The sequence below is a fragment of the Methylovulum psychrotolerans genome (genome assembly GCF_002923755.1).
Classification (GTDB): Bacteria; Pseudomonadota; Gammaproteobacteria; order Methylococcales; family Methylomonadaceae; genus Methylovulum; species Methylovulum psychrotolerans.
In genome coordinates, this window is sequence record NZ_PGFZ01000001.1 from 964,073 (window position 1) to 988,842 (window position 24,770).

Annotated in this window: 19 protein-coding genes and 1 tRNA gene; 5 read left to right on the plus strand and 15 right to left on the minus strand. The window is 50.1% G+C overall.

What is annotated here, in order from left to right:
* Positions 1-64 precede the first annotated feature (64 nt).
* From AADEFJLK_RS04485 to rpsU, 8 genes are all read right to left on the minus strand, one after another.
* Positions 65-682, minus strand: a complete 618-nt coding sequence (locus tag AADEFJLK_RS04485) for a hypothetical protein (RefSeq protein WP_103973427.1) — start codon at positions 680-682, stop codon at positions 65-67.
* Between the two features lie 96 nt (positions 683-778).
* Positions 779-2,071: an adenosylhomocysteinase gene (ahcY, locus tag AADEFJLK_RS04490; protein WP_103973428.1), complete on the minus strand. Its 1,293-nt coding sequence runs from the start codon at positions 2,069-2,071 to the stop codon at positions 779-781.
* A 23-nt stretch (positions 2,072-2,094) separates the two neighbouring features.
* On the minus strand, positions 2,095-3,255 hold the full coding sequence (gene metK / locus AADEFJLK_RS04495; RefSeq protein ID WP_088618513.1) for a methionine adenosyltransferase: 1,161 nt from the start codon (positions 3,253-3,255) through the stop codon (positions 2,095-2,097).
* A 70-nt stretch (positions 3,256-3,325) separates the two neighbouring features.
* Positions 3,326-3,402, minus strand: a tRNA-Ile gene (locus tag AADEFJLK_RS04500).
* Positions 3,403-3,414: 12 nt separating this feature from the next.
* A complete protein-coding gene (gene rpoD, locus AADEFJLK_RS04505; protein WP_103973616.1) occupies positions 3,415-5,226 on the minus strand; it encodes an RNA polymerase sigma factor RpoD in 1,812 nt (603 codons plus the stop codon).
* A gap of 82 nt (positions 5,227-5,308) precedes the next feature.
* Complete coding sequence (gene dnaG / locus AADEFJLK_RS04510) at positions 5,309-7,024, minus strand: DNA primase (protein ID WP_103973429.1); 1,716 nt, start codon at positions 7,022-7,024, stop codon at positions 5,309-5,311.
* A 21-nt stretch (positions 7,025-7,045) separates the two neighbouring features.
* The gene (locus AADEFJLK_RS04515) at positions 7,046-7,498 is read right to left on the minus strand and encodes a GatB/YqeY domain-containing protein (protein WP_088618515.1); all 453 of its coding nucleotides are present in this window, start codon (positions 7,496-7,498) and stop codon (positions 7,046-7,048) included.
* A 2-nt stretch (positions 7,499-7,500) separates the two neighbouring features.
* Positions 7,501-7,734 (minus strand): 30S ribosomal protein S21, encoded by a 234-nt coding sequence (gene rpsU / locus AADEFJLK_RS04520; protein WP_088618516.1) that lies wholly within the window; start codon positions 7,732-7,734, stop codon positions 7,501-7,503.
* Between the two features lie 104 nt (positions 7,735-7,838).
* On the opposite strand from rpsU, the gene tsaD reads away from it, so the two are divergent.
* From tsaD to trmB, 4 genes are all read left to right on the plus strand, one after another.
* Positions 7,839-8,852, plus strand: a complete 1,014-nt coding sequence (gene tsaD / locus AADEFJLK_RS04525) for a tRNA (adenosine(37)-N6)-threonylcarbamoyltransferase complex transferase subunit TsaD (RefSeq protein WP_103973430.1) — start codon at positions 7,839-7,841, stop codon at positions 8,850-8,852.
* A 122-nt stretch (positions 8,853-8,974) separates the two neighbouring features.
* Positions 8,975-10,063, plus strand: a complete 1,089-nt coding sequence (gene aroG, locus AADEFJLK_RS04530) for a 3-deoxy-7-phosphoheptulonate synthase AroG (RefSeq protein WP_088618517.1) — start codon at positions 8,975-8,977, stop codon at positions 10,061-10,063.
* Complete coding sequence (thiS, locus tag AADEFJLK_RS04535; protein ID WP_103973431.1) at positions 10,060-11,037, plus strand: sulfur carrier protein ThiS; 978 nt, start codon at positions 10,060-10,062, stop codon at positions 11,035-11,037. The genes aroG and thiS overlap by 4 nt, the downstream gene beginning before the upstream one ends.
* Positions 11,038-11,087: 50 nt before the next feature.
* Positions 11,088-11,786 (plus strand): tRNA (guanosine(46)-N7)-methyltransferase TrmB, encoded by a 699-nt coding sequence (gene trmB, locus AADEFJLK_RS04540; RefSeq protein WP_103973432.1) that lies wholly within the window; start codon positions 11,088-11,090, stop codon positions 11,784-11,786.
* A gap of 30 nt (positions 11,787-11,816) precedes the next feature.
* Here trmB and AADEFJLK_RS04545 read toward each other — a convergent pair whose 3' ends face one another.
* From AADEFJLK_RS04545 to hemW, 4 genes are all read right to left on the minus strand, one after another.
* The gene (locus tag AADEFJLK_RS04545) at positions 11,817-12,485 is read right to left on the minus strand and encodes a GNAT family N-acetyltransferase (protein ID WP_249027972.1); all 669 of its coding nucleotides are present in this window, start codon (positions 12,483-12,485) and stop codon (positions 11,817-11,819) included.
* A gap of 69 nt (positions 12,486-12,554) precedes the next feature.
* Positions 12,555-14,495: a dynamin family protein gene (locus AADEFJLK_RS04550; RefSeq protein WP_088618521.1), complete on the minus strand. Its 1,941-nt coding sequence runs from the start codon at positions 14,493-14,495 to the stop codon at positions 12,555-12,557.
* 120 nt (positions 14,496-14,615) lie between these two features.
* Positions 14,616-15,266 carry an orotate phosphoribosyltransferase gene (gene pyrE, locus AADEFJLK_RS04555; RefSeq protein ID WP_088618522.1) on the minus strand — a complete coding sequence of 217 codons (651 nt, stop codon included), beginning with the start codon at positions 15,264-15,266 and terminating at the stop codon, positions 14,616-14,618.
* A gap of 628 nt (positions 15,267-15,894) precedes the next feature.
* Complete coding sequence (hemW, locus tag AADEFJLK_RS04560) at positions 15,895-17,040, minus strand: radical SAM family heme chaperone HemW (RefSeq protein ID WP_103973434.1); 1,146 nt, start codon at positions 17,038-17,040, stop codon at positions 15,895-15,897.
* A 218-nt stretch (positions 17,041-17,258) separates the two neighbouring features.
* Between hemW and AADEFJLK_RS04565 the strand changes: the two genes are divergently transcribed.
* Entirely contained in the window at positions 17,259-19,895 is a 2,637-nt protein-coding gene (locus AADEFJLK_RS04565; protein WP_103973435.1) for a UPF0182 family protein, read from the plus strand.
* 83 nt (positions 19,896-19,978) lie between these two features.
* Here AADEFJLK_RS04565 and AADEFJLK_RS04570 read toward each other — a convergent pair whose 3' ends face one another.
* The 3 genes from AADEFJLK_RS04570 to AADEFJLK_RS04580 all read right to left on the minus strand — a co-directional run bounded on the left by AADEFJLK_RS04570 (position 19,979) and on the right by AADEFJLK_RS04580 (position 24,549).
* Positions 19,979-20,671: a hypothetical protein gene (locus AADEFJLK_RS04570; protein WP_103973436.1), complete on the minus strand. Its 693-nt coding sequence runs from the start codon at positions 20,669-20,671 to the stop codon at positions 19,979-19,981.
* A gap of 338 nt (positions 20,672-21,009) precedes the next feature.
* A complete protein-coding gene (locus AADEFJLK_RS04575; RefSeq protein ID WP_170065030.1) occupies positions 21,010-23,421 on the minus strand; it encodes a calcium-binding protein in 2,412 nt (803 codons plus the stop codon).
* Positions 23,422-23,535: 114 nt separating this feature from the next.
* A complete protein-coding gene (locus AADEFJLK_RS04580; protein WP_103973437.1) occupies positions 23,536-24,549 on the minus strand; it encodes a hypothetical protein in 1,014 nt (337 codons plus the stop codon).
* Positions 24,550-24,770: the final 221 nt, after the last annotated feature.

Sequence of the window (24,770 nt, forward strand, 5' to 3'; positions counted from 1 at the left end):
TACTCAATCAGGAAAATAATTATTGCTCTTTCTTTATTAACAGTCTGGACTTTGTACTAGACCCTTAGTTTTTTGGTGTCCAAAGCCATTTTTTAGATTTATGTTTCTCATTATGCCAGCATGAAGGATGGAATGTATGCAAATCACTGCCAGAACCTATTACATTTATGATAGCAGTTTCGACTAAATCCCGTAAAAAAGGCCCACTCTCATTTCCTTGTGTACACGCATTTATAACAAAATCTCCTTCCTTTAGTAGGGAAGAAAATCTTTCAATAAAATTTGTTTCGCCAAAATCATTCCACACATCTGTAAAAATATCATACCGAAAAACTTCGGTATCGACCCCTAGAGAACACTGATACTGTATAGCATTTACCAAAATCAGCTCCCTGTCGTTTGTTGGCAAATAGCTTTTAAATCGATATAAATAATCTTTTATATTTGTTACAGTCCACCCTTTAGCTGGTTCAGGGGGATTAACTTTAAACTCGTCAATATGAGGCGATTCCAAAATTAAAATAAGTGCAGGATCATTACTTCTCTGACTTACGTCTTTTCTTGTGAAGCACCGAATTTTTGAGCGAATAACAGTACCCACAACTTGATATGGACAACAACGGCACTCAATATCGCTTTTAAATTGATCTAAATGACTTGAAACAATATCTTGAAATGTCATAGCGTATACCTTATTTGATCCCGTACTTAACGGCAAAAGGCGCGTCATCCAAAATGCCCGCGCCTTTTACCCATTCAAGCGATGGTCAAACCCGCATCAATAGCGGTAATGGACCGCCTTGTAAGGGCCTTCAACAGGTACATTGATATACTGTGCCTGTTCTGCGGTCAAGACCGTCAAGTTAACGCCCAATTGTTGCAAATGCGAACGGGCGACTTTTTCATCAAGCTTTTTCGGCAAGATATAGACTTTATTTTCATACTGCTCGGCATGTTGCCACAATTCGATTTGCGCTAACACTTGGTTGCAGAACGAGTTGGACATGACAAAGCTAGGATGTCCGGTCGCGCAGCCTAAATTGACCAAACGGCCTTCCGCCAAGATAATCAGGCGTTTGCCGTCAGGGAAAATGACATGGTCGACTTGCGGCTTAATGTTTTCCCAAGTGTATTGGCGCAAAGAGGCAATGTCGATTTCGGCATCAAAATGGCCGATGTTGCAGACAATGGCTTGGTCACGCATCGCCAGCATGTGTTCATGGCGGATAATGTTAAAGTTGCCGGTGGCGGTGACAAAAATATTGGCAATCGGCGCGGCATCCTCCATAGTGACCACGCGGTACCCTTCCATCGCCGCTTGTAGGGCGCAAATCGGGTCGATTTCGGTGATCCAGACTGTCGCACCCAAACCGCGCAGGGATTGCGCACAGCCTTTGCCGACATCGCCATAACCGCAAACTACCGCGATTTTTCCGGCAATCATCACGTCAGTGGCGCGTTTGATACCGTCCACCAAAGATTCACGGCAACCGTACAGGTTATCGAATTTGGATTTGGTGACCGAATCGTTGACGTTAAACGCCGGAACGGTCAACGTGCCTTTAGCAACCCGTTCGTATAAACGCAATACGCCCGTGGTAGTCTCTTCCGACAAGCCTTTAACATCCGCCATCAGCTCAGGGAATTTGTCGTGCATCATATTGGTGAGGTCGCCGCCGTCATCCAATATCATATTAGGCCGCCAGCCGTTCGGGCCGATAATGGTTTGCTCAATGCACCACTCAGCTTCCGCTTCAGTCTCGCCTTTCCAAGCAAACACAGGGATGCCCGCCGCCGCCATCGCTGCGGCGGCATGGTCTTGGGTCGAGAAAATATTGCAGGACGACCAACGCACCTCAGCACCCAACGCTGTCAATGTTTCAATCAACACCGCCGTTTGGATGGTCATGTGCAAACAACCGGCAATCCGCGCCCCTTTTAACGGCTGCGCCGCACCAAACTCGCTACGCAAAGCCATCAGGCCCGGCATTTCGGTTTCGGCAATATTGGTTTCCTTACGACCCCAATCGGCCAGAGCCATATCGGCTACTTTATAATCGTGCTCGCTCATTAGTCATAATCCTGATGTGGTGATTAAATGCCCGCCGCCGCTTTTAACGCGTCGACTTTATCGGTTTTTTCCCAGCTAAAAGTCGCTTCGTTACGGCCAAAATGCCCATAAGAAGCGGTCGGCTGATAAATCGGTTTTAACAGGTCGAGCATGGCGATCAGGCCTTTCGGACGCAGATCAAAAGTATCCCGGACGATTTGCACCAAACGGTCTTCGCTGAGCTTGCTGGTGCCGAAGGTTTCCACACTGATAGAAGTCGGCTCGGCAACCCCGATAGCGTAAGAGACTTGAATTTCGCATCGCTCCGCCAAACCAGCAGCAACGATGTTTTTGGCAACGTAACGCGCCATATAAGCCGCCGAACGGTCAACCTTAGACGGGTCTTTACCGGAAAATGCGCCGCCACCGTGCCGCGCCATACCGCCGTAAGTATCGACGATGATTTTCCGGCCTGTTAAGCCACAGTCGCCCACAGGGCCGCCGATGACAAATTGCCCGGTCGGGTTAATAAAATACTTGGTGTCCTTATGCAGCCATTCTTTCGGCAACACATGCAGAATAATCTCGTCCATCACCGCTTCATGCAGGGCTTTGGCACTGATTTCCGGCGAATGTTGGGTAGATAAGACCACCGCATCAATCGCTACGGGCTTGTTGTTCTCATAACGGAAGGTAATTTGGCTTTTGGCATCGGGACGCAGCCAAGGCAGGGCTTTATTTTTCCGCACTTCGGCTTGGCGTTTCACCAACAGATGCGAATAAGTGATCGGGGCGGGCATAAACACATCGGTTTCGTTGCTGGCATAACCAAACATCAAACCTTGGTCGCCGGCACCTTGTTCGTGGTTGTCGCTTTCGTCCACACCCATCGCAATATCGGCGGACTGCTTGCCGATTGCATTCAGTACGGCACAGCTTTTGCCGTCAAAACCAATGTCGCCGTTGTCATAACCAATCTCGCAAACCACTTTACGCACCAAGGCTTCCATATCCACCCAAGCATCCGTGGTGATCTCGCCCGCCAAAACGACCATACCCGTTTTGACTAGGGTTTCGCAAGCGACCCTGGATTTTGGGTCTTGCGTTAATAAAGCATCTAATACGGCATCGGAAATTTGATCCGCGACTTTATCAGGATGGCCTTCGGACACGGATTCTGATGTAAAAATGAAATTATTGCTCATGCTATCGCCTCGTTGAAAGAATAAATCCCAGATAGACAAAAGGCTGCACTAAGCAGCCTTGTTTTTAATATGGTGGGCCATGTAGGACTTGAACCTACGACCTGCCGATTATGAGTCGGACGCTCTAACCAACTGAGCTAATGGCCCTGGTAACTGTGCTTATTCGCCGTCCAAAAAGCAACGCAACTGCTCTGAACGGGATGGGTGCCGTAATTTTCTTAAGGCTTTGGCTTCAATCTGACGGATACGCTCACGGGTGACATCAAATTGCTTACCCACTTCTTCTAAAGTATGGTCGGTGTTCATGTTAATCCCAAAGCGCATCCGCAACACTTTTGCTTCGCGGGCGGTCAGCCCGGCCAAAACATTTTGGGTCGATTCACGGAGCCCCGCGATGGTCGCCGCCTCTACTGGGGACAATACTTTACCATCCTCAATGAAATCCCCCAAATGAGAATCTTCATCATCGCCAATCGGCGTTTCCATCGAAATCGGTTCTTTGGCTATTTTCAATACCTTACGTACTTTATCTTCCGGCATCTCCATGCGTTCTGCCAGCTCTTCAGGGGTCGCTTCCCGCCCCATTTCCTGCAAAATCTGCCGTGAAATACGGTTTAGCTTGTTGATCGTTTCGATCATGTGTACCGGAATACGGATGGTACGCGCCTGATCGGCAATCGAGCGGGTGATCGCTTGGCGTATCCACCACGTCGCATAGGTCGAAAACTTATAACCACGGCGGTATTCAAACTTATCAACTGCCTTCATCAAGCCAATATTGCCCTCTTGGATCAAGTCCAAGAACTGCAAGCCCCGGTTAGTGTATTTTTTGGCAATCGAAATGACCAGCCGTAAATTCGCCTCAATCATTTCTTTTTTAGCGCGACGGGCTTTGGCCTCACCAATGGACATACGGCGGTTAATGTCTTTCAGGCCGTTAATGGTCAGGCCGTATTGCGCCTCAATGTCAGCCAAGGTCTTTTGCGCTTTGCGTAACTCTTTTTCGTACGGTGCTAAGCTTTGGGCATACTCATGTCCTGCCCGCAGAAACTGGTCTAGCCACGTCGGGTCAGACTCGTGCTCAGTAAAAGAGACAATGAAATTTTTACGCGGCATTTTCGCATACTTAATAAAAATTTCCAGGATCAGCCGTTCCTGCTCACGCACCGCCGCTACCCCATTAGGGATAATCCCGGTGAGCTTTTTCAAATATTGCGGAGTCCACTTAAATTCCATGAACAAATCCGCCAATACATCAAACGCCGCCTCGGTTTCGGGGCTGACATAGCCGTATTGCTTAATCGTGTCGGAAGCGATGGCCAATTGCCGCCGCAAGCCTTCGACTTTTTCTTGGACTTCTTCGTAAGTCAAGCCCTTAAGCTCATCTTCCGGCGACGCATCAACCGCGACATCACCGACTGGCTGGGCAGAAATCAAATCTTCCGGCTCGCTGGACAAATCGACAAAACCGGAAATCAGGTCAGTCAAACGTACCCCGCCCTCGTCACCGGAAATGTTATCGAACGAGTCCAGAAAATCTTCCACCACCACACACGAGCGGGAAATGGCCTTAACCAGTTGTTGCTGGCCTTCTTCGATGCGTTTGGCGATTTTTAGTTCATCGGCACGGGTCAACAACTCGACCGAACCCATTTCACGCATATACATACGCACAGGATCGGTGGTGCGGCCAAATTCGCTATCGACCGAAGCCAGAGCGGCAACTTCTTCCGCATCTTCATCATCCGTGGTAACGGTCGCCGAATCGGTAATCAGGGAATCTTCATCAGGAGCCACTTCATAGACTTGAATGCCCATGTCGTTGATCATGGCAATAATATCTTCAATTTGCTCAGGATCAGCAATGTCACTGGGTAAGTGATCATTCACCTCGGCATAAGTCAGATAACCTTGGACTTTACCTTTAGCGATCAGTTGTTTAAGCTGGGACTGCTGTTGTTCTTGATTCATCGTTTTCTCACTGAATACCGTATCCAGCACCATTTTGCTGAACCCGTAATTATACTACAAGATTTGTCTGATTGAAAACCAGTTATTTGCTTGACCTGTGCATTGATAATTTTCTGAACTCTTCTTTATCTTGCTCACTGCCGCTATTCGCTTTAGCTAGCAAACGGTTAAAACGGGCATCAATGCCCTGCTCCAACAGCTTATCCCATGCCCCGCTAAATTCTTGCTCCACCCCTGCTTCTAATTGTATCGCTGCCAACTGCTTGATAATGGCCTCATCAGGATGCCCTCGATAATGCTCCAGCAACACGCTTGTAGTAGCGGGCTTTTTCAGTAACAACACCCGCAAGATGTCCTTAAATTTATCAGCACCTTTAAATTCCAATCCATCCCAATCAACTCCCCGCTCTTCCAGCACTCCAATCAAACTGGGGATTTGCACCAACATCGCCAAGGTTTGCCGCTCCAGCGGTGGACGGCTACCTTTCTGGCGAGGCGCAAGCACAGCTTTGCTATTAAGTCTAGCCGTTTTATCGGAAACGTCCACTGCCACCTTGCTTATTTTTTGCAAACGCGCCAGCATCATGTCCTTAAAAATGCTATCGGGCAGTTTTGCCAAATAAGGCTTGGCCTTATTGACATATTGCGCCCGCCCTTCGGTCTCTTGGAGATTAAATTCTTCCGCCAGTTGGCCGAAAAAATAATCCGATAACACTTGTGAAGCGAGCATGTCGCCGATAAAGCCCTCCACGCCCTGCCCGCGCACCCAAGAATCCGGGTCATGGCCTTGCGGCAACAGCATCACACGGATTTGCCGACCGTCTTGCAGCACCGAAAACGCCGCATCCATCGCCTTCCATATCGCTTCCCGCCCCGCATTGTCGCCGTCAAAACACAGCACCACTTCGGCGGTATAGCGGAACAGCAATTCAAAATGGGCTTGCGAAGTTGCCGTACCTAAAGCCGCGACGGCATAATCAATGCCCGACTGCGCCAAGGCGATCACATCCATATAGCCTTCAACCAGAAGGATACGCGGTGGCTTGGCATTACTTTTTAGCAGTTCATACAAGCCATACACTTCACGCCCTTTATGAAATAAGGGCGTTTCCGGCGAATTCAAGTATTTGGGCAGAGAATCGTCCAATACCCGTCCGCCAAAGCCGATCACCCGCCCGCGCTTATCGCGGATAGGGAACATCACCCGATGGCGGAAACGCGCATAAACGCCGCCATTATCGTTAGCGCCCAGCAAGCCGACTTCAATTAAGGCCTGTTGCGGAAAATGCGCGGTCAGCGCTTGCCAATCCTGGGGGGCGTAGCCGATCTTAAAGCGTGTCGCCGCCGCACCGCTCAGGTCGCGTTTTTTCAAATACGCCACCGCCTGCCGACCCGCTACGCCTGTGCGTAATTGCTGGACATAAAAATCGGCGACTTGTTCCATCAGCCCATAAAGGTTTTGCAAATCGACTTTATCGGCTTGCGCCCCACTCTCTTCCTTAGGCACATCGACACCGGCAAACGCCGCCAGATCTTCAACCGCCTCAACAAAGTCAAGATGGTTAAACTCCATTAAAAAACTGATGGCGTTACCGCTCGCGCCACAGCCGAAACAATGGAAAAACTGCTTATGGCTGTTGACGGAAAAGCTGGGGGTTTTTTCGCTATGGAAAGGGCAACGGGCAACATAATTGGCACCCGTTTTCTTTAGGGGGACATGCGAATCGATGAGTTCGACAATATCAATCCGCACCAACAGATCATCAATGAAAGCACGGGGAATTCTGCCGCCGGACATGGCTACCAGAACCCGGCCAGCTTATTCAGCCAAAGCCGCCTTGATTTTGACACCGACGACCGCCATATCGGCACGGCCTTGCAGAGGCGCTTTTAACAGCCCCATGACCTTACCCATATCCTTGATCGAAGCCGCGCCGGTTTCGGCAACAGCGGCGGCAATCATCTGGTCAACTTCCGCATCGGAGAACGGCTGCGGCAAATAATCCTGGATTACCAGAATCTCGGCCTCTTCGACAGCCACCAAATCAGCACGGCCCGCGTCACCATATTGGCGAATAGACTCACGGCGTTGCTTAAGCATCTTATCCAGCACTAAAATAGTCCGCTGGTCATCCAAAACGATACGCTCGTCAACCTCAACTTGCTTGATGGCTGACAAAATCAGACGGATCACACCCAAACGGGCCTTGTCGCCGCTTTTCATAGCGGCTTTCATGTCGTCTTTAATGCGGTCGGTCAATAAGCCACTCATAATTAGACGGCAGGACGGCCACGACGCAGGTTTTTCAGGGCATAACGCTCACGCGCCAACTTCTTCAAATGTCTTTTAACGGCCGCTGCGCCTTTGCGTTTGCGCTCTGCGGTTGGCTTTTCATAAAACTCACGGCGGCGCACTTCGGCTAAAACACCCGCTTTTTCACAAGCGCGTTTGAAGCGACGGATAGCAATGTCAAAAGGTTCGTTTTCTTTAATTTTTACTGACGGCATTATGTGGTTCCAAGTGTGTTAACATTAAAACAGGAAGCCCAGTGATAGACTGAGCTTAAAAAGCCTTGAATTATACCTTTACTTTAGCCATTTTCAAAAACTCAATGTACGTTTTAGGCATAGAAACTTCTTGCGACGAGACGGGGGTCGCCATTTACCACCCCCAACACGGCCTTATTAGCCACTTTTTATACAGCCAAACCGACATGCACAGCGAATATGGCGGGGTCGTGCCGGAGCTCGCCTCGCGTGACCATATCCGCAAATTGGTGCCGCTCATCCAGCAAACGTTGGCCGACAGCCGCCTGTTGCCCGCCCAAATCGGCGGCATCGCCTATACTGCCGGCCCCGGCTTAATGGGCGCTTTGCTAGTCGGGGCAGCCACTGCCAGAAGTTTGGCATGGGCATGGCAAATCCCCGCCGTCGCCGTCCACCACATGGAAGGCCATCTGCTCGCCCCCATGCTGGAGGCGCATCCGCCCCAGTTCCCGTTCGTCGCCCTACTGATTTCCGGCGGCCACACCCTGCTGGTGCGGGTGGACGGCATAGGCCGTTACCAACTGCTCGGCGAATCGCTGGACGATGCCGCTGGCGAGGCTTTCGACAAAACCGCCAAATTATTGGGGTTAGGCTATCCCGGCGGCCCAAGATTGTCGGCATTGGCCGAACAAGGCCAGCCGACTTGGGTATTCCCACGCCCGATGACTGACCGCCCCGGCTTGGATTTTAGCTTTAGCGGCCTCAAAACTTTCGCCCTTAACACCTTCAACGCTTGCGGTAAAACCCAGCAAGATAAGGCAGACATTGCCGCCGCTTTCCAAACGGCGGTATCGGAAACGCTGGTCATCAAATGCCGCCGCGCCTTACAGCAAACCGGGTTGAACAGCTTGGTGGTCGCGGGGGGAGTCAGTGCCAACAAGCAAATCCGCCACGCCCTAGGCGAAATGGCCAGCAAAGAAAACGCCGAATTGTACTTCCCCCGACCGGAATTTTGCACCGATAACGGCGCAATGATCGCCTACGCGGGTTGCCAACGGCTTTTGGCCGGCCACCATCAGGACTTGCGCATTTTTGCCAGACCGCGCTGGCCTATAGACGGCTTGGACGCTTGCCCTTAAGGGTAAAAAGTAGCCTGCCGTGAAAAACAACTGGCAAAAACTCACCCAAACTTGCTGAAACCAGTTAAAATATTAGGATTTACCGTAAATCCCGATAACAAAGCAGCAGCTTGGTAGCTATCATGCAAACAAAATACAACACTGATGATTTGAGAATTTGTGAAACAAAAGAAGTCATTGCACCAATTCAGGTTCATGAGGAATTGCCGATTACCGAAGCGGCGGCAGAAACTACCTTAGCCGCCAGAGCCGCCATCCATAACATCCTCACCGGTGCGGATGACCGTGTTCTGGTGGTCATCGGCCCCTGCTCCATCCATGACCCGGTGGCCGCCAAAGACTACGCCCAACGCCTAAAAGCCCTGAAAGATGAGCTACAAGACGACTTGCTCATCGTTATGCGCGTGTACTTTGAAAAGCCCCGCACCACCGTCGGCTGGAAAGGCCTGATCAATGACCCCGACCTGGACTCCAGCTTTAACATCAACAAAGGCCTGCGCATTGCCAGACAACTGTTGTTGGATGTCAGCAGCATGGGTATGCCCGCCGCCACCGAATATCTGGACTTGATCAGCCCGCAATATATTTCCGACTTGATCGCTTGGGGCGCCATCGGTGCCCGCACTACCGAAAGCCAAGGCCACCGCGAACTGGCTTCCGGCGTATCCTGCCCTATCGGCTTTAAGAATTCCACCGATGGCACTATTAAAATCGCCATTGATGCCATTGGCGCGGCCATGAGCCCGCACCATTTCTTATCACTGACAAAAATGGGCCATTCGGCGATTTTTTCCACCACCGGCAACGAAGACGTGCATATCATCCTGCGCGGCGGCAACGACCGCCCCAATTATGATGCCGTTAACGTCCAACAAGTCGCCGAAGGCCTACACAAAGCTAACCTTCGCCCCAATATCATGATCGACTTTAGCCACGCCAACAGCCTGAAACAATGCCAACGCCAGCTCATTGTCGGCGAAGATGTCGGCAGCCAAATCGCCAATGGCGACCACCGCATCATGGGTGTGATGGTCGAAAGCCACCTGAAAGCGGGTAGCCAAAAAATCGTCGACGGCCAAGCCCTCGTTTACGGACAAAGCATCACCGACGCTTGTCTGGCTTGGGAAGACACCGTGCCGTTGCTGCGTGACTTGGCTAAGGCCGTGCAAAAACGCCGTATTGTCAACCCTGAGCGGAGCCTAAAAATATGATGGTCTATGTTAACGGCGACAGCCGTGAATGCGCGGACAACAGCCCTGTGGCCGACTTGCTGGCCGACTTAGGCCTAGCCGGCAAAAAAATCGCGGTCGAACTGAACCACGAAATTTTGCCGTTTACCGATTATGCCAAACAAACCTTAAAGGCAGGCGACCGCCTGGAAATCGTCCATGCCATCGGCGGTGGCCAAGATGACTCATTTATTCTGGCGGGCAAAGCCTACCAGTCGCGTTTATTGGTCGGCACCGGCAAATACAAGGATTTGGAAGAAACCCGTTTGGCGATTGAAGCCAGCGGCGCACAAATCGTCACGGTGGCAATCCGGCGCACCAATATCGGCCAAAATCCCGGCGAACCCAACCTACTGGATGTCATCTCCCCCGACAAATACACCATCTTGCCCAATACCGCAGGCTGCTACAGCGCTGACGACGCAGTACGGACTTGCCGTTTAGCACGGGAATTGCTCGGTGGCCATAACTTAGTCAAACTGGAAGTATTGGCCGACCAAAAAACCCTGTTCCCCGATGTCGCGGAAACCTATCTGGCCGCCGAAAAACTGGTACGCGACGGTTTTGATGTCATGGTTTACACTAACGATGACCCTATCGCCGCCAAACGCCTGGAGGCTATTGGCTGCGTCGCCGTGATGCCGTTGGCGGCACCTATCGGCTCTGGCTTGGGCGTGCGCAACCCGTACAACATTCTGACCATCGTCGAAAATGCCAAAGTGCCCATTTTGGTCGATGCCGGGGTCGGCACGGCTTCAGATGCCGCGATTGCGATGGAGTTAGGCTGCGACGGTGTCCTGATGAATACCGCGATTGCCGATGCCAAAAACCCCATCCTCATGGCTTCAGCCATGCGCAAAGGCATAGAAGCCGGGCGCGAAGCCTTTCTCGCCGGACGCATGCCCAGACGGCGCTTTGCCTCTGCCTCCTCACCCATTGACGGCTTAATCATCTAAGCTTCTGGCAGCCTGCCATAAAGCGGGCTGCGCCTTTTCTGTGCGTATTTATGCTGCCTTCTTCCGATACACCGCTAAAAAAAATCCGTAGCTTCATCCGCCGCCAAGGCCGCTTGACACCCGGCCAGCAACAGGCCATTGACAGCCACTGGCACACCTACTGCCTAGACCCTACCCAAACCTACGACCTACCCACCGTGTTCGGGCGCACCGCACCGCTGATTATGGAAATCGGTTTCGGTAACGGCGAGAGCTTGGCGAAAACGGCTCAAGCCAACCCCGATAAAGACTATCTGGGCATTGAAGTGCACCGCCCCGGAGTCGGGCATTTATTGCTGCTGCTGGCGCAAGAGGACATCAGTAATGTGCGGATTTATTGCCATGATGCTATTGAAATATTAGAGCAGAAAATTCCCGACCATAGCTTAGCGGGCCTGCATCTGTTCTTCCCCGACCCTTGGCCGAAGCAAAGACATCATAAGCGCCGCATCGTCAACCCCGACTTTATCGCCCTGCTGCTGAAAAAACTGCAAGCGGGCGGCTATTTCCACGCCGCCACCGACTGGCAACACTATGCCCGCTCGATGCTGGGAATACTGTCGGCAGAACCGCTGCTGCACAATACCAGCCAGACGGGTGACTATTGCGAACGGCCTGATTACCGGCCTTTGACCAAATTTGAACAGCGCGGCCTGCGCTTGGGGCATGGGGTTTGGGATTTGATTTTTAAAACCCCCACGCAAAATTAAGGGCATTCATTATCAGCGTAAAGGCAAGCCTTATAAGGGGTCAGGAACTACATTTTGGCTCATGGCCTCATCAATCTTTACTATAATGGCTTTCAAGCGCTGCAAAGAAGGTAACGTTAAGTCAGGCGGCTTACCTGCAACCGCCCAATCCATCGTATAACTGCCGTCATCATCATACTGACCCACTGCGCCCAACCTAGCGAGCCAACGCCTCATCACTTTATTTTCCAAAGACACCGATGCGCGTAGAGTATCAATAGCCTTGCTGACGGCCATTTTATAGAGCAACGCCAATAAAATCAGCCCCAAGCCCCGGTTTTGATAGCTATCTATAACAACGATGGCAAATTCGGCAACCCGTGGTTGATGCGGCAAACGGATAAATCGGGCTATCCCCAAACCCGTTTGCCCCGCATTGTCTGAGGACAGCGCGATCCAGGCGACATGGTCAGACTGGTCGACCTCCGTAAAATAATCTAATTGTTGGGCAGATAAGCAGACCATAGGGGTAAAAAAACGGAACAAACGCGATTCGAACGATAATGCCGACATACCTTCCGCCACTATTTTCCGGTGTTCAGGCCTAACCGGCCTAAAGCTGACCAACTCCCCATCGGGCAACGCCATATCAAATCCCTCAAGGCCGCCATAAGAATTGCCTTGCATGATACCCCTCGCTTTTAAGATAGGAACAGACATAAAAAAACCCGAAGGGTGCGAACCTTATCCGCACCCTTCGGGTTTTTATAGCACAGGCCAAGCCCACTGTTAACCGCTTTCCCCGACCTGATTTTCTAACTGCATAGATTTGACCATAATCGCCAGTTCGTCGCGTTGACGCTTTAACGGCGCCACTTCCGCCTCTAAGGCGGCAATATTTTCCGCGACCGTGCCTTTGGATTCGTTAATTTTCCTTAACATTTGCAAACGGCCTTCAATCTGCTTTTTGTGGTCTTTGATTTGTCTTGCCAGCGGCGATAACGCGCTGTTGCTCCAAGCTATCGCATCGTCATGGGCTTGCTTAAGGATATTTCGTGCCTTCAAAATTAAGGTGCTATACAATTTATCCACCACAATATGCTGCTCGGTCATAGTGACTTTAGTGCTGGTGCGGAATATCTCACCTTCTTCAAAAACCTGCTCCAGCTCAATCTGATATTTCTTGATATCAAACAGCTTTGGCTCAATTTCCTTAAAGCCGTATTCATCCTTAAACTTTTTATGGATAGCCTTAACCAGACGGCGGGTCTCATTAGTGATGTCAGAGGAATCTTGCAACATATCACGCAAATCATCGAACAGCTTGCGGATATTTTGCTTCATACCCACGGTAGTCAGACTCTTAGTAATGTCATGCCGGGCGACACTAATAACATCATTGATTTTCTCGTCAGAAAAAGAGTCGATCAGCATTTTTGCTTGGACGATAAACACTCGGCGGCTAGATTGGAAGTTTTCCACATTCGCCATATAAACACTTTGTCGGTCACGGGTTTCCGCCATCAGCTTGCCGGTCATATCCTGATTATGGAAATCGACTTTCCTAAACTCTTCCAACTGCTCAGTGGCATGGGTCAGTGCCGTAGAAGTCAGGTTAATGGACTCGTTCACCAAGCCGCCAATATCGCGCATGACGGTAGCCGCCATGATATTACGCTTTTCACGCAAAATATCGTTGGCAAGATACCCTTCCAAGCCACTAATCCGGCTTCTTTTCAATAACTCAGCGTCACCTTTGATTTTGGCAAGCAGCGCCTGCTTGGCGGATAACGGAAAAATAGACTCTTCATCTATCTTCAAAATAGTCGCCGAAGCTTTAATTTGCGACTTGATCGCACGGTCATAATCCGTATTGCCGCCCAAATCGTCCCACATGGCATCAATCTTATTCATGACCACCGCCAAGCCCTGCTTTTTAGCGCTACGGGCACGGTTAATATGGTTTAGCCAGATTTCCAAGTCGCTTTTCGTCACACCCGTATCGGCCGCCAACATAAAAACAATCGCTTGGGCACTAGGCAACATATTCAGCGTCAATTCCGGCTCGGTACCTAACGCATTTAAGCCTGGGGTATCAATGATGGACAAGCCTTCTTTCAGCAAAGGGTGCGGAAAACTGATGAGGGCATGACGCCAACAGGGAATTTCCACGCTGTCAGGATTAATAGAACCCTGAGTTGCCGCTTCCCGCTCATTCCACAGACCCAACTTATCCGCTAGTTCCTTATTGACTTTTTTAGTGGCGATCAACTCCTTAAACACCGCCTGCATTTGCGTCGGCGAATTGGGGTTAAGCTCAAACTTAGTCCACCGCTCAGGCATGGTTTTAAACTCCGCCAGCGACATATCTTCCAAACGGCTTTCGATATTCAACAGACGGATATAACTGCCGCCCTCTGCATCATAAAAAATTTCCGTAGGCGACATGGTGGTACGGCCAGGCGAAGACGGCAATAAACGTACCCCCGACTCGGCAAAAAACATTGCATTAATCAGCTCGGTTTTACCGCGCGAAAATTCCGCCACAAATGCCAACGTGATTCGGTCATTCTTTAAACTGGACAGGATATTTAAAAGTGTATTGGTGCGATGGGCATCATCCATCCCATAACGCACCAGCCATTGCTGATACATCTCTATCGCCTGTACCAGATTTGCACGCCATTGCGAATATTCGTGCATTTTTTCTTTAAATTCCAAGTTCCTCATGGCAAGCCTTTTGTAAAAAACACGATTTTAGTAAATGAATCGGGACAGCACGTTTATGTAACAAATTGTAGTTGAAATATCTGCAAGCGTTAGGATAATCCACTATTATTTTTGCGTCTGTTAAAAATTACCGTTTTCAAGCCCGTAGAGCTGCTGGTAAGCCTTAATCGCTTCGACCTGGATGCTGGCTTGGGGGGTCAGATAGGCAATGATATCCGCTAAAGTGATAATCGCAACAACCGGCAAACCAAAACTATCGCTCACTTCCTGGATCGCCGACAGGCCGTTCTGGCCTTGCTCCTGCCGGTCCAGAGCAATCAGCACCCCAGCAGGCCGGGCATGAACCGCCTTAATAATTTCCACCGACTCCCGCACCGACGTACCTGCCGTAATGACATCATCAACAATCACCACACGTCCCGCCAAAGGCGTACCGACCAAAGCCCCGCCTTCACCGTGGTCTTTACTCTCTTTACGGTTAAAGGCAAATGGCATATCACTATCAAATAACTGTGCATAAGCCATAGAGGTGGCACAAACCAAAGGGATACCCTTATAAGCCGGCCCATAGAGCATATCAGGGGCTATGCCTGACTGCCGCAGAGCTTGGGCGTAAAAGCCGCCAAGCTTAGCCAGCTTAGCCCCGGTATTAAATAGGCCCGTATTGAAGAAATAGGGGCTGGTGCGTCCTGATTTAAGCAGGAATTCACCGAATTTTAAGACACCGCATTCCAATGCGTAAGCAATAAACTCTCTCTGATAATCAAACATATAATTTCATTAAATAATGTGGTTGCCATCCGCCGCCACTTTACAAGCCTTAGTAAAGGCATAAACGCCCCGCTGCCATTTTATTTCTTGCCTCCTCCGCCAAAGCGGAAAGGCAACGCAAAATACGCGCCAGAACTACAGCTAACCTATTTTATTCTTTAACGGCACAAGTTGCTATGCTAATAAAAAACGCGCTAATTTTCCAGAAATCTCTCTTTTATGGCATGATTAATTTTACCTTTATGCGGATATTGAAGGATTTTATCCCGCTCGCTATAGGCCATGGCCATAATTCATAGCAAGGCTGCCCCCTCCCTATTCCAGCGACACCCTCAGGATATACAGGATTTGCCCGAAACAGCTAACGCGTTAACAGATATAGTAACAAGGACGATATCGGTTTAACAAAGCCCTGAAAAAAACCTATAAGGCCTTAATTTCCGCTTCTTTTCGGCAGGCAAGCCTTACATGCCGCTTTAGTTGGACTATTCAACCCTAAACAAATTAAGCAATATGACCAATTTGACCAATTTGTGACAAAAATTGTCAGCTTTTTTAACAAGAGACCGGCCTTATTACGCCAGAATCCATCACCAAAACCTAATAACAACACTCCAATCCCTGTTTATCAACAGACCAAAAATTTTTGCAACACCGTATCCAAAAAATCCCAGCCTTGCGGGGTGCAACGGTAAACCCCGTCTTGGCACACCATCAGGCCTTGCGCCAAACAATCGGACAACCCCGGCTCCAAACTAGCGTCCGCCAATCCTGTCACCTGCCGATAATGCGCCAAAGAAAAGCCATCCCGCAAGCGCAACTGGTTCATGACAAACTCCAAAGGCAAATCGGCACGCGCAATCGCCACCGCCCCCTCCGGCTGATGGCTCGCCCGCAGATACTGCTCGGGGCTTTTCGGCTTCTGGGTACGCATAAGCTGTGCAGGGGCGGCCAAGGTGATTTTGCCATGCGCCCCCGCACCTATACCCAAATAGTCGCCAAACTGCCAATAATTGCGGTTATGGCGGCATTGCCAGCCGTTACGGCTATAAGCCGAGACTTCATATTGTCCAAACCCCGCTTCTGCCAGCAAGGCCTGCCCGGTTTTTTGGCTCATAAACACCGCTTCATCGTCAGGCAAAGCGGGCGGAAACTTATGGAAATAGGTATTAGGTTCTAATGTTAATTGGTAAAAAGAAATATGGGTGGGCTCCAAAGCTAAGGCCGTCTGCACATCCTTTTGACTACAATCCGCTGTTGCGCCAGGCAAACCGAACATCAAATCCAGGTTCATATTGGCAAATCCGGCATAGTGGGCGATCTCTACCGCGCGGATGGCTTCCTTAGCCGAATGCACCCGCCCCAAACGGGCCAGCAAACCGTCTTGAAAACTTTGTATGCCTACCGACAGACGGTTAATCCCTAAAGCCCTAAATTCGGCAAACTTCTGGCTTTCAAAAGTGCCGGGGTTAGCCTCCAGCGTGATTTCGGCATCCGCCGCCACCACCATCTGCTGCGCCACCCCCTCCAAAAGCCGACTAAACGCCTCCGGCGCAAATAGGCTGGGCGTACCGCCACCGATAAAAATACTGGCAAGCGGGCGCTCCCGACATGCGTATAAATCCAAATCCTGCGCCAAATCGGCCAGCAACGCACTAATATAAGCCGCTTCCGGCAAAGTATCCTTGACCGCATGGGAATTAAAGTCACAATAGGGGCATTTTTTTATGCACCAAGGAATATGTATATAAAGGCTAAGAGGCGGTAAAGTCAATGCTACTGGACAGGAAAAACTAAAAGCGGCAAGTTTACCATCAATACCTTAGCCTTGCAGATTTATGCACATTTGCACCACCCTGACACGCCGCCGCGAAAGTCTATACATTACGAAGGCCTTATTGGGTGTTAGAATAGGGGATTATTTTTCAATTGGCGGCGGGTCGCCCCCTGATGCCAATGGCAGCATCATTTAATATATTTTAAGAGGACGGTATGGGGAATTTGAAGTCTTTACCCGCGTTGATAGGATCGGCACTGGTCATCATGGGCATTTTATATATTGCCTTCCATTTCATCTTTCTCGACCTGTTTGTTGACTTATGGTGGTTCGAGTCCTTAAAGTTAGAAAACTATTTCTGGCTAAAGCTGCTATATAAATACCTGCTGTCAGGCGCCGTCACCTTAGGCTTTTTTGCCATCTTCTTCCTGCATTTTTGGATAGCCTCCAGCTATTTAGGCCTTAATCCGCCCGATGACGTGCGCCATGACGTGGCCAAACGGCAAAAATTCCAAAAAATTGCCAACACCTTTATGAGCGGTTCGGCAAAAGTCTACACCCCCATATCGCTGGTGCTGGCGATCATTATCGCCATCCCCTTTTACACCCAATGGGAAACCGCCTTATTATATTTTTTCGGCAGCAACTCCGGGGTCAACGACAACGTCTACGGACAAGACATCAGCTTCTACCTGCTGTTTTATCCGGTTTACCAACTGGTCCAACAAGAATTGTTAGGCACGGCCATCCTGATATTTGCCATGATTGCCGCCCTCTATTGGTTGGAACACACCCTTATCCCCAACCAACGCAAAGACTATCCCAAAGGGGCAAAAATTCACCTGTCCTTATTGCTCGGCTTTGTCGTCGGGTTTGTCGTCTGGGGTTTTATGCTGCAACGCTTCGCCCTGCTTCATACCGACTCCCACGAACCGATTTTTTACGGCCCAGGCTTTATCGAACTGCGCTACCAACTGCCGCTGATCTGGGCGGCCATTGGTACATTTTTAGCCACCGCCGTAACGGCGGGCTTATTTATCTTCTGGCCTAAGCACCGCATCAAAACGCCATTCTTGGTGTCACTGACCGCCTTTGTCTGCGTATTAGTGTTACCGAAGATCGGCTTTATCCCCAGCCTGCTCCAACGCTACCTGGTTAACCCCAATCCGGTCAAAACCGAAAAGCCGTTCATTCAGAACAATATCGACGCGACCTTAGCCGCCTACCAGTTGGGCAACATTAAACAGGCGGACGTGTCCATCAATCTCAACGCCGCCAAAGACATCGAAACCTGGGGGACACAAAAACGCTTTGAAAACATTCCGGTTTGGGATCGGGAATTTATCATCGACAGCTATCGGCAATTGCAGGAAATCCGCCCTTACTACCATTTCCGCTCCGTCGATGAAGACCGTTATTTCGTCCTTGACCACCTCCGCCAAGTCAATATTTCTGCGCGTGAGCTGAACACCTCGAAACTGCCGCAGGAAGCGAAAAACTGGGAAAACCTGCATTTACGCTACACCCACGGCTACGGCGCGGTCATCAGCCCGGCAGCACAAGATGCCGACAAACCGCAAGTCTGGTATTTGCGCGACCTGAATATGACCTCCGACATCGGCCTTAGCACTGCCCACCCTGACATTTATTACGGTCAGGAGCAATTTGATTACGCCATCGTTCCGAACAAACTGGATATTGTCGGCATTGCCGGCACTGACCCCAGCCAAAATGAAGCCTACCATGGCGAAGGCGGCATCCCTATCGCTTCGACCTTCCGCAAGGCCTTGTTCGCCATTTACTTACATGACGAAAAAATCTTCTTTTCCACCAATATCGCCTCAGATAGCCGGCTTAAAATCCATCGCAACATCAGCGAGCGCGTCGCCAAACTGGCACCGTTCCTGCGGCTCGACAAAGACCCTTATCTGGTCATCACCAAAGACCGTTTTTATTGGCTGATGGACGCTTATACCGTATCCGACAAATATCCGGTCTCCAAACCGACGGACAGCGACTTCGGGCAAGGCCAACAACGTTTCAACTACATCCGCAACTCGGTCAAGGTAGTGGTTGACGCTTTTGACGGCGACGTGGACTTTTACATCGCCGAACCCAAAGACCCGATTATCCAGGCCTACCACAACGCTTACCCCAACTTGTTTAAAAATCTGGCGGACATGCCGGCGGATTTGCGCAGCCACCTGCGCTACCCCCGTGACCTGTACACCATACAAATGCAAATGTACGCCAAATACCACCAAAACAGCCCCGAATTGTTCTACGAACAGGCTGAGACTTGGCAGTTCGCTAACGTCCGCGACAAACCGGTCTTGCCCTATTATCAGACTATGGATTTTGGCAATTGCAACGACAGCGAAGAATTTGTCCTGATCAACCCGATGACCCCGGTCAACCGCAACAACCTCAGCATGATAGGGGTTGCCAGCACCATAGACAGCCGGCAGTGCGGCAAGGATTACCAACCCAGCATCACCGTCTACCAATTCGGCAAAGACGTGCAGGTCAACGGCCCCGCACAAATTGAAGCGCTTACCCAACAAGTGCCGGAAATCTCGGCGCAGTTCACCTTATGGGGACAATCCGAATCGATTGTCGAAATGGGCCGCATGATCATCCTGCCCATGGGTAACACCGTGCTGTATGTCCAGCCGATTTACATCGCCTCGGTCAAAAACAAAATGCCCGAACTGACCCGCGTGATCGTCTCTATCGGCAACGAAACCGTCATGGACAAAACCATCGCCGGCGCGTTTGAAAAACTCAAACAAATCTTCATCAAAAACGCCGGCCCGGTCAGCCGTGTAATGCCCACCATTCCGCCGCAATAGGCAAAACAGGGCAAGCGCGTAGTAGACTACGCGCTTGCCCTGTCTCTAGTCGGTAAAAAAATAGCTTAGCATAACAACCGCATCTAAAATTCGCCGGATTTTTTGGTTACCGCTATGGTTTTGGCAAGCGTGGATTTAGTGTTGGTTTTGCCTTTGCTCAAGGTGGCATTGGCTGTTGTTGTGGAAGGGAAAGCTAATTTTAGCACCGAATAATCCAACATAGAAACGCCTGCATAGCCCATGTCGCCGTTGTTGTCAGCCGCCGCTGGCGTACCCAGGAAAACATTATAACTGAGCGTTTGGTTGCCGCTCATGGCAAAAGAAGCCGTTATGGTTGTGACCACACCTTTCAGTTTTAATGTGGCATACAGCAAGTAACTGTCGGCCCCGTCGGTTTTCCACACCCCATCATAACTGCTGCCGTTATACGCAAAATACAGATTGGCGTTTAAATCCTGCGGTTCGGCGGCGGCGGGCGACAATATACCTGTAAACGATTCACCGACTACGGTAGCCGTTAAGGTGGTTGTGCCGTCTTTCGTCGCCAACGTCAATTGGTCGCCGGTCATCTCGCCGGTCAACACATAACGCAATTGTTTCGCCGCCGAAATGTCCAAAGCGATCACTTTGTTTTTGGTGGATTTGACCAAAAAGATCAAGTCACCATTATCCGCTAACCAACCGCCGTTGATGGATTGGGCTTGGGCAGAGGCAATATGGCCGGAAAACAGCAAAATAAAAAAAAGTATAGTGGTTTTGATAGCGGTACGGATCATGGTAATTCCCCAAAATAATGGCTGATAGGCGGTTAGTGACTAGAAACATAAGCGATGGGAGCCCGTTTCCATGGCAATAGTGTCCGATAAAAATATGCCGGAATAATGAGCGGATAGGCCGTTTTTATGAGCAAATGTTACCGATGCGGACGGATGTCACAATTTGCCATAACTTTCTCGGCTAGCGTGTGGCCGTTGGTTGGATAGCTGTAGAATCAAACTTATGCGACAAGCGTTTTACGCTTGTATATCAGGAGCATGCCCCAACCGCATAAAAATACCCCTAGGGTAAAAAGCCAAGCCTGTACCCTAAGGGGTTAACGTAAGCTTACGGCGGTCTAGCTTAGCCAAATCCCATATTCCGCCGTGCCGTCCGTCACCAAACGAGAGGCCAATACGCCCGTCAATTGCACCACCGTATCCTCTGCGCCGTGATCTTGAAACACATAGGAACTGTAATTTGGCGCCTCAAACGCGACGGTCTCGCCATTGTTCAAATTTAGCTGTAAATACTCAAGCATTGAGGCGACACTGGTGAAATACGGCGATAATGCGTGGTGAAAGCTGTCGGTATTGTCAAAACTGATGATGCCGTTTTTAATGGCATGGCTTTGGATATGGCCAACATTCACCCCATCGACGCTATTGGCATCAGCAGCAATTAAGGAACCGTACAAATCCAGCTTATCTTCACCCAGACGAAAACCTTGGATCGTGTCAAATGCACCCAGTAAACTATCGGTAACACCGATTTTCACCGTATCGGTAGCCGACGCGCTTTCGTTTAACAGCAAAGTATCTTTGCCTAAACCGCCTATCAGCGTATCCGCGCCTTCGCCGCCGATGAGCGTGTCGTTACCTTCAGCGCCCGCCAAAGTATTTGCCCCGGCATTGCCGAGCAGCACATTGTTTAAGGCATTGCCGGTAGCGTCGGCCGCACCGCTCAGTAGGGTAAGTTTTTCGGTAAAGCCGGTTAACGTATAAGTGACCGAACTGACCACAGTATCGCTGCCTTGCAGTTCAGCTTCGGTAACGCTATCGGCGCTATTATCGACAAAATACACGTCATTACCCTCACCGCCTGTCAAGCTGTCGGCACCTGCCTGGCCGACGAGGAGATCATTGGCATCAGTGCCCACTAGGTTATCGTCGCCGTCCCCCCCAACAATAATATTATCCACTACAATGTGGCGGGGTCCCGGGCCGTTAAAATAATTCATAAAACTGAAACGGTCGACTTGGTAATCACCGCCGCCAAATTGGCCGCTGACCGTTAATTGATCATCAGTGCCGTAATGGATGATGAGATCATCGCCCGAACGGTTAATGGCCGTTACATCGGCTAGCCCGACATTATCAAAGCGGATAGTGTCGGCCTTATTATCGGCATGATAATTGTTGATAAGGTCTTGGCCAGCACCTATAGAAAATAAGTAAGTATCTTTACCGTTACCGCCGGATAATATATCGTTGCCCCGCTCGCCGTATAAGACATCATTGCCGCCATCGCCGGATAAGGTATCGTCACCGTCACCACCCCACAGCACATCACCACTCAATCCACCCGATAGGCTATCGTCACCGGCGTTGCCATACAACGTGTCATAACCGCTGCCGCCGTCTAAATGATCGGCTAAGCTGCCGCCTGTCAACTTATCATTACCCGCTAAGCCAGCCAGCGTATTTTCGCTATTCTCAAGCCCAGTCAGATAATCATCGCCTTCCGTAGCGTGTAAAGCTTGAAGATAGATATTCTCCCAAGTCCACACCACCCCATCACTAAAATGGATCTCGCCAATACGGTAAGCGCTACCGTAAAAATACTTGTCAATATGAAGATGGTCGCCATCGCCATAAGACAGCAACAGTTCGCCGTAACTGCCTTGCTTGACCCCAGCCAACTCAGTCGAAGCGACATTGGTAAATTTGACAATATCATGATTATTTTCATAATAATATTCTATCTGGATAGTGTCATAGCCATCGCCTTTAGCAAACAAGAAAATGTCGGCGCCATCACCGCCCTTAAGCCCATCATTGCCTAGCCCACCTGACAGCACGTCATCGCCTCCTTCCCCGCTTAAATAGTCGCTGCCCGCATCCCCGGATAACGTATCCGCTAAGTTAGCGCCATAAATGATGTCATCGCCGTCCAACCCCGATAGGGTGTGTTGCTCGCCGTCAAAGCCGTGTAAATCATCGTTGTATGCTGTCCCTTTGAGGACTTGGTATTGAATATCATCCCATGTCCAAACGACACTGTCGCTAAATTGGATTTGCCCGACACGGTTTTCGGGGGCGTTAAAATAGCCCTCAATCGTCAGTAAATCTCCATTACCATATAACAAATAGAAATCCCCATAATGATCTTGATAATTGTCACGGCTGGCCCGTAACACATCAGTAGAAGCCACATCAATGAATTTTACGGTATCCGCGCTAGCGTCAGCACTGCCGCTCTGGATAGTGTCATAACCCGCACCTTTGGCAAACACATAGCTATCCGCCCCTTCGCCGCCGTATAGATGATCACTGCCCTCTCCCCCTTCTAAGGTATCATCGCCTAATTCACCATATAAGCTATCACTAGAACCGCCGCCAGACAGCCAATCATTGCCCGTACCGCCAAACAGACGATCGCTACCAGCCAAACCCATTAGGATGTCATCGCCACCGTAACCCTCCAAGGTGTCGCGTTGTTCGGATGCGGTAATCGTGTCGTTACCGTCAGTCCCCTTATAAATAGCCATAATCGTCTCCAAATAAGATAATTTTTTTAAGCAAGCCATCAGAAGAGGCCAGCCATATCGGCCTCTGCTGTGTTGCTTCTCTAGGGAAAAATAACAACTGCCTTAGCGACAACCTTATTGACCAATTTCCATACGCAGATAAGCGAATTGGCCAAGATGTGCCGAGCGGGCAAACCGTTCGCCACCAAAGCCCAAATCAAACAAACAGTTATGGCGGTCAAAACGTTCCGGCAATTCGGCTTCTAAGGCATCGCATTGCGTTTGCGCTTTCGCTTTCGCCAAAGGCTTGCTGGCCAAATGGGATAAGGTATAAATTTTGCCGCTATAATTGGGAATTTCGGGTAAAGTGGCGGTCGTAAATGGATTGCCGTCCGTCAAGCGCCAACTGTCAATAAAATGGATAAAATCGGCGCGGGCCACCTGAACCTGTTGCGGATCTTTATCGGTTGGGGTAAAAGGCAACTCTAGGGTTTGCAGGCGGTCATAAAGTGCCGGAACGGATGCCCAGCCCAGCAAACCCACGGTAGTGACGGTGCGTGGCACCGTCACATTCATATCCAAATAGAATTTATTGGCATTGACTATAACGGCCACATCGCTGGTCGTATCGGCAATAAAATAAGACTCGCCTTTGCGGATAACATAACCGACATCTGCAATCGGCACTTTTCTGTTATGTTTCAAGGGCACTATTTTGCCATCGATAAAAATGACCGCCCCATCGTCACCACGATGGATTTCTAGGCTATGCTCAGTAAACATTGCCCACGACAACTTAAATGCTTCTGGAATCGTAAACGCCCCTGCTTTATTGGCTTTATCGACGACAAACCGCCCTACAATGGCCAAATGGTGACCGCCCCATACTTCCGTCACCGTATAATCGCCCGGAAAGTTAAGGTCATAACCGATACCGCTATGGGTCAGCCCGCTGAAAGTGGTGATATGCGGGTCGGAAATCACCGAGCCGTTGGCGCATAAGGGATGGACAGGCCCATAAGGGCTTTTTCCGTCCACCGTCCAAGCCGCTTTGGCATATTGCTCGCAGTTGGTAAAGCCGTCGTCCGCTTGGGCTACTGTCAGGCCAGAAAGTAACAGGCCGGATAACATCAGTTTAATCAGTTTCATAAGGGTTCCCGCTAGGTAAAAAAAGTAAGGGGAGTCGCTATTTTTGCGAAAGATTGCTTCGGCATCCTTGCCGGTCAATCAGCAAAAATCACGTGACCGCTTATGCCTTCGGCTGCCCCAGCCGTCCTGGTCACTCGCTCGCCACCCAACAAGGGGTGGCTCACATGCTCTCCAATGACTCGACGCGATTTCGTATAGCCTGCATTTTCACTTCCGCTTCG

Excerpts from the sequence above, each read along its gene's own strand:
- AADEFJLK_RS04550 (WP_088618521.1), bottom strand. The coding sequence starts at position 14,495 with ATGAGGAACTTGGAATTTAAAGAAAAAATGCACGAATATTCGCAATGG.
- tsaD (WP_103973430.1), top strand. The coding sequence starts at position 7,839 with ATGTACGTTTTAGGCATAGAAACTTCTTGCGACGAGACGGGGGTCGCC.
- ahcY (WP_103973428.1), bottom strand. The coding sequence starts at position 2,071 with ATGAGCGAGCACGATTATAAAGTAGCCGATATGGCTCTGGCCGATTGG.
- AADEFJLK_RS04485 (WP_103973427.1), bottom strand. The coding sequence starts at position 682 with ATGACATTTCAAGATATTGTTTCAAGTCATTTAGATCAATTTAAAAGC.
- rpsU (WP_088618516.1), bottom strand. The coding sequence starts at position 7,734 with ATGCCGTCAGTAAAAATTAAAGAAAACGAACCTTTTGACATTGCTATC.
- AADEFJLK_RS04515 (WP_088618515.1), bottom strand. The coding sequence starts at position 7,498 with ATGAGTGGCTTATTGACCGACCGCATTAAAGACGACATGAAAGCCGCT.
- AADEFJLK_RS04575 (WP_170065030.1), bottom strand. The coding sequence starts at position 23,421 with ATGGCTATTTATAAGGGGACTGACGGTAACGACACGATTACCGCATCC.
- AADEFJLK_RS04545 (WP_249027972.1), bottom strand. The coding sequence starts at position 12,485 with ATGTCTGTTCCTATCTTAAAAGCGAGGGGTATCATGCAAGGCAATTCT.
- thiS (WP_103973431.1), top strand. The coding sequence starts at position 10,060 with ATGATGGTCTATGTTAACGGCGACAGCCGTGAATGCGCGGACAACAGC.
- pyrE (WP_088618522.1), bottom strand. The coding sequence starts at position 15,266 with ATGTTTGATTATCAGAGAGAGTTTATTGCTTACGCATTGGAATGCGGT.
- aroG (WP_088618517.1), top strand. The coding sequence starts at position 8,975 with ATGCAAACAAAATACAACACTGATGATTTGAGAATTTGTGAAACAAAA.
- trmB (WP_103973432.1), top strand. The coding sequence starts at position 11,088 with ATGCTGCCTTCTTCCGATACACCGCTAAAAAAAATCCGTAGCTTCATC.
- rpoD (WP_103973616.1), bottom strand. The coding sequence starts at position 5,226 with ATGAATCAAGAACAACAGCAGTCCCAGCTTAAACAACTGATCGCTAAA.
- dnaG (WP_103973429.1), bottom strand. The coding sequence starts at position 7,024 with ATGTCCGGCGGCAGAATTCCCCGTGCTTTCATTGATGATCTGTTGGTG.
- metK (WP_088618513.1), bottom strand. The coding sequence starts at position 3,255 with ATGAGCAATAATTTCATTTTTACATCAGAATCCGTGTCCGAAGGCCAT.
- AADEFJLK_RS04580 (WP_103973437.1), bottom strand. The coding sequence starts at position 24,549 with ATGAAACTGATTAAACTGATGTTATCCGGCCTGTTACTTTCTGGCCTG.
- AADEFJLK_RS04565 (WP_103973435.1), top strand. The coding sequence starts at position 17,259 with ATGGGGAATTTGAAGTCTTTACCCGCGTTGATAGGATCGGCACTGGTC.
- AADEFJLK_RS04570 (WP_103973436.1), bottom strand. The coding sequence starts at position 20,671 with ATGATCCGTACCGCTATCAAAACCACTATACTTTTTTTTATTTTGCTG.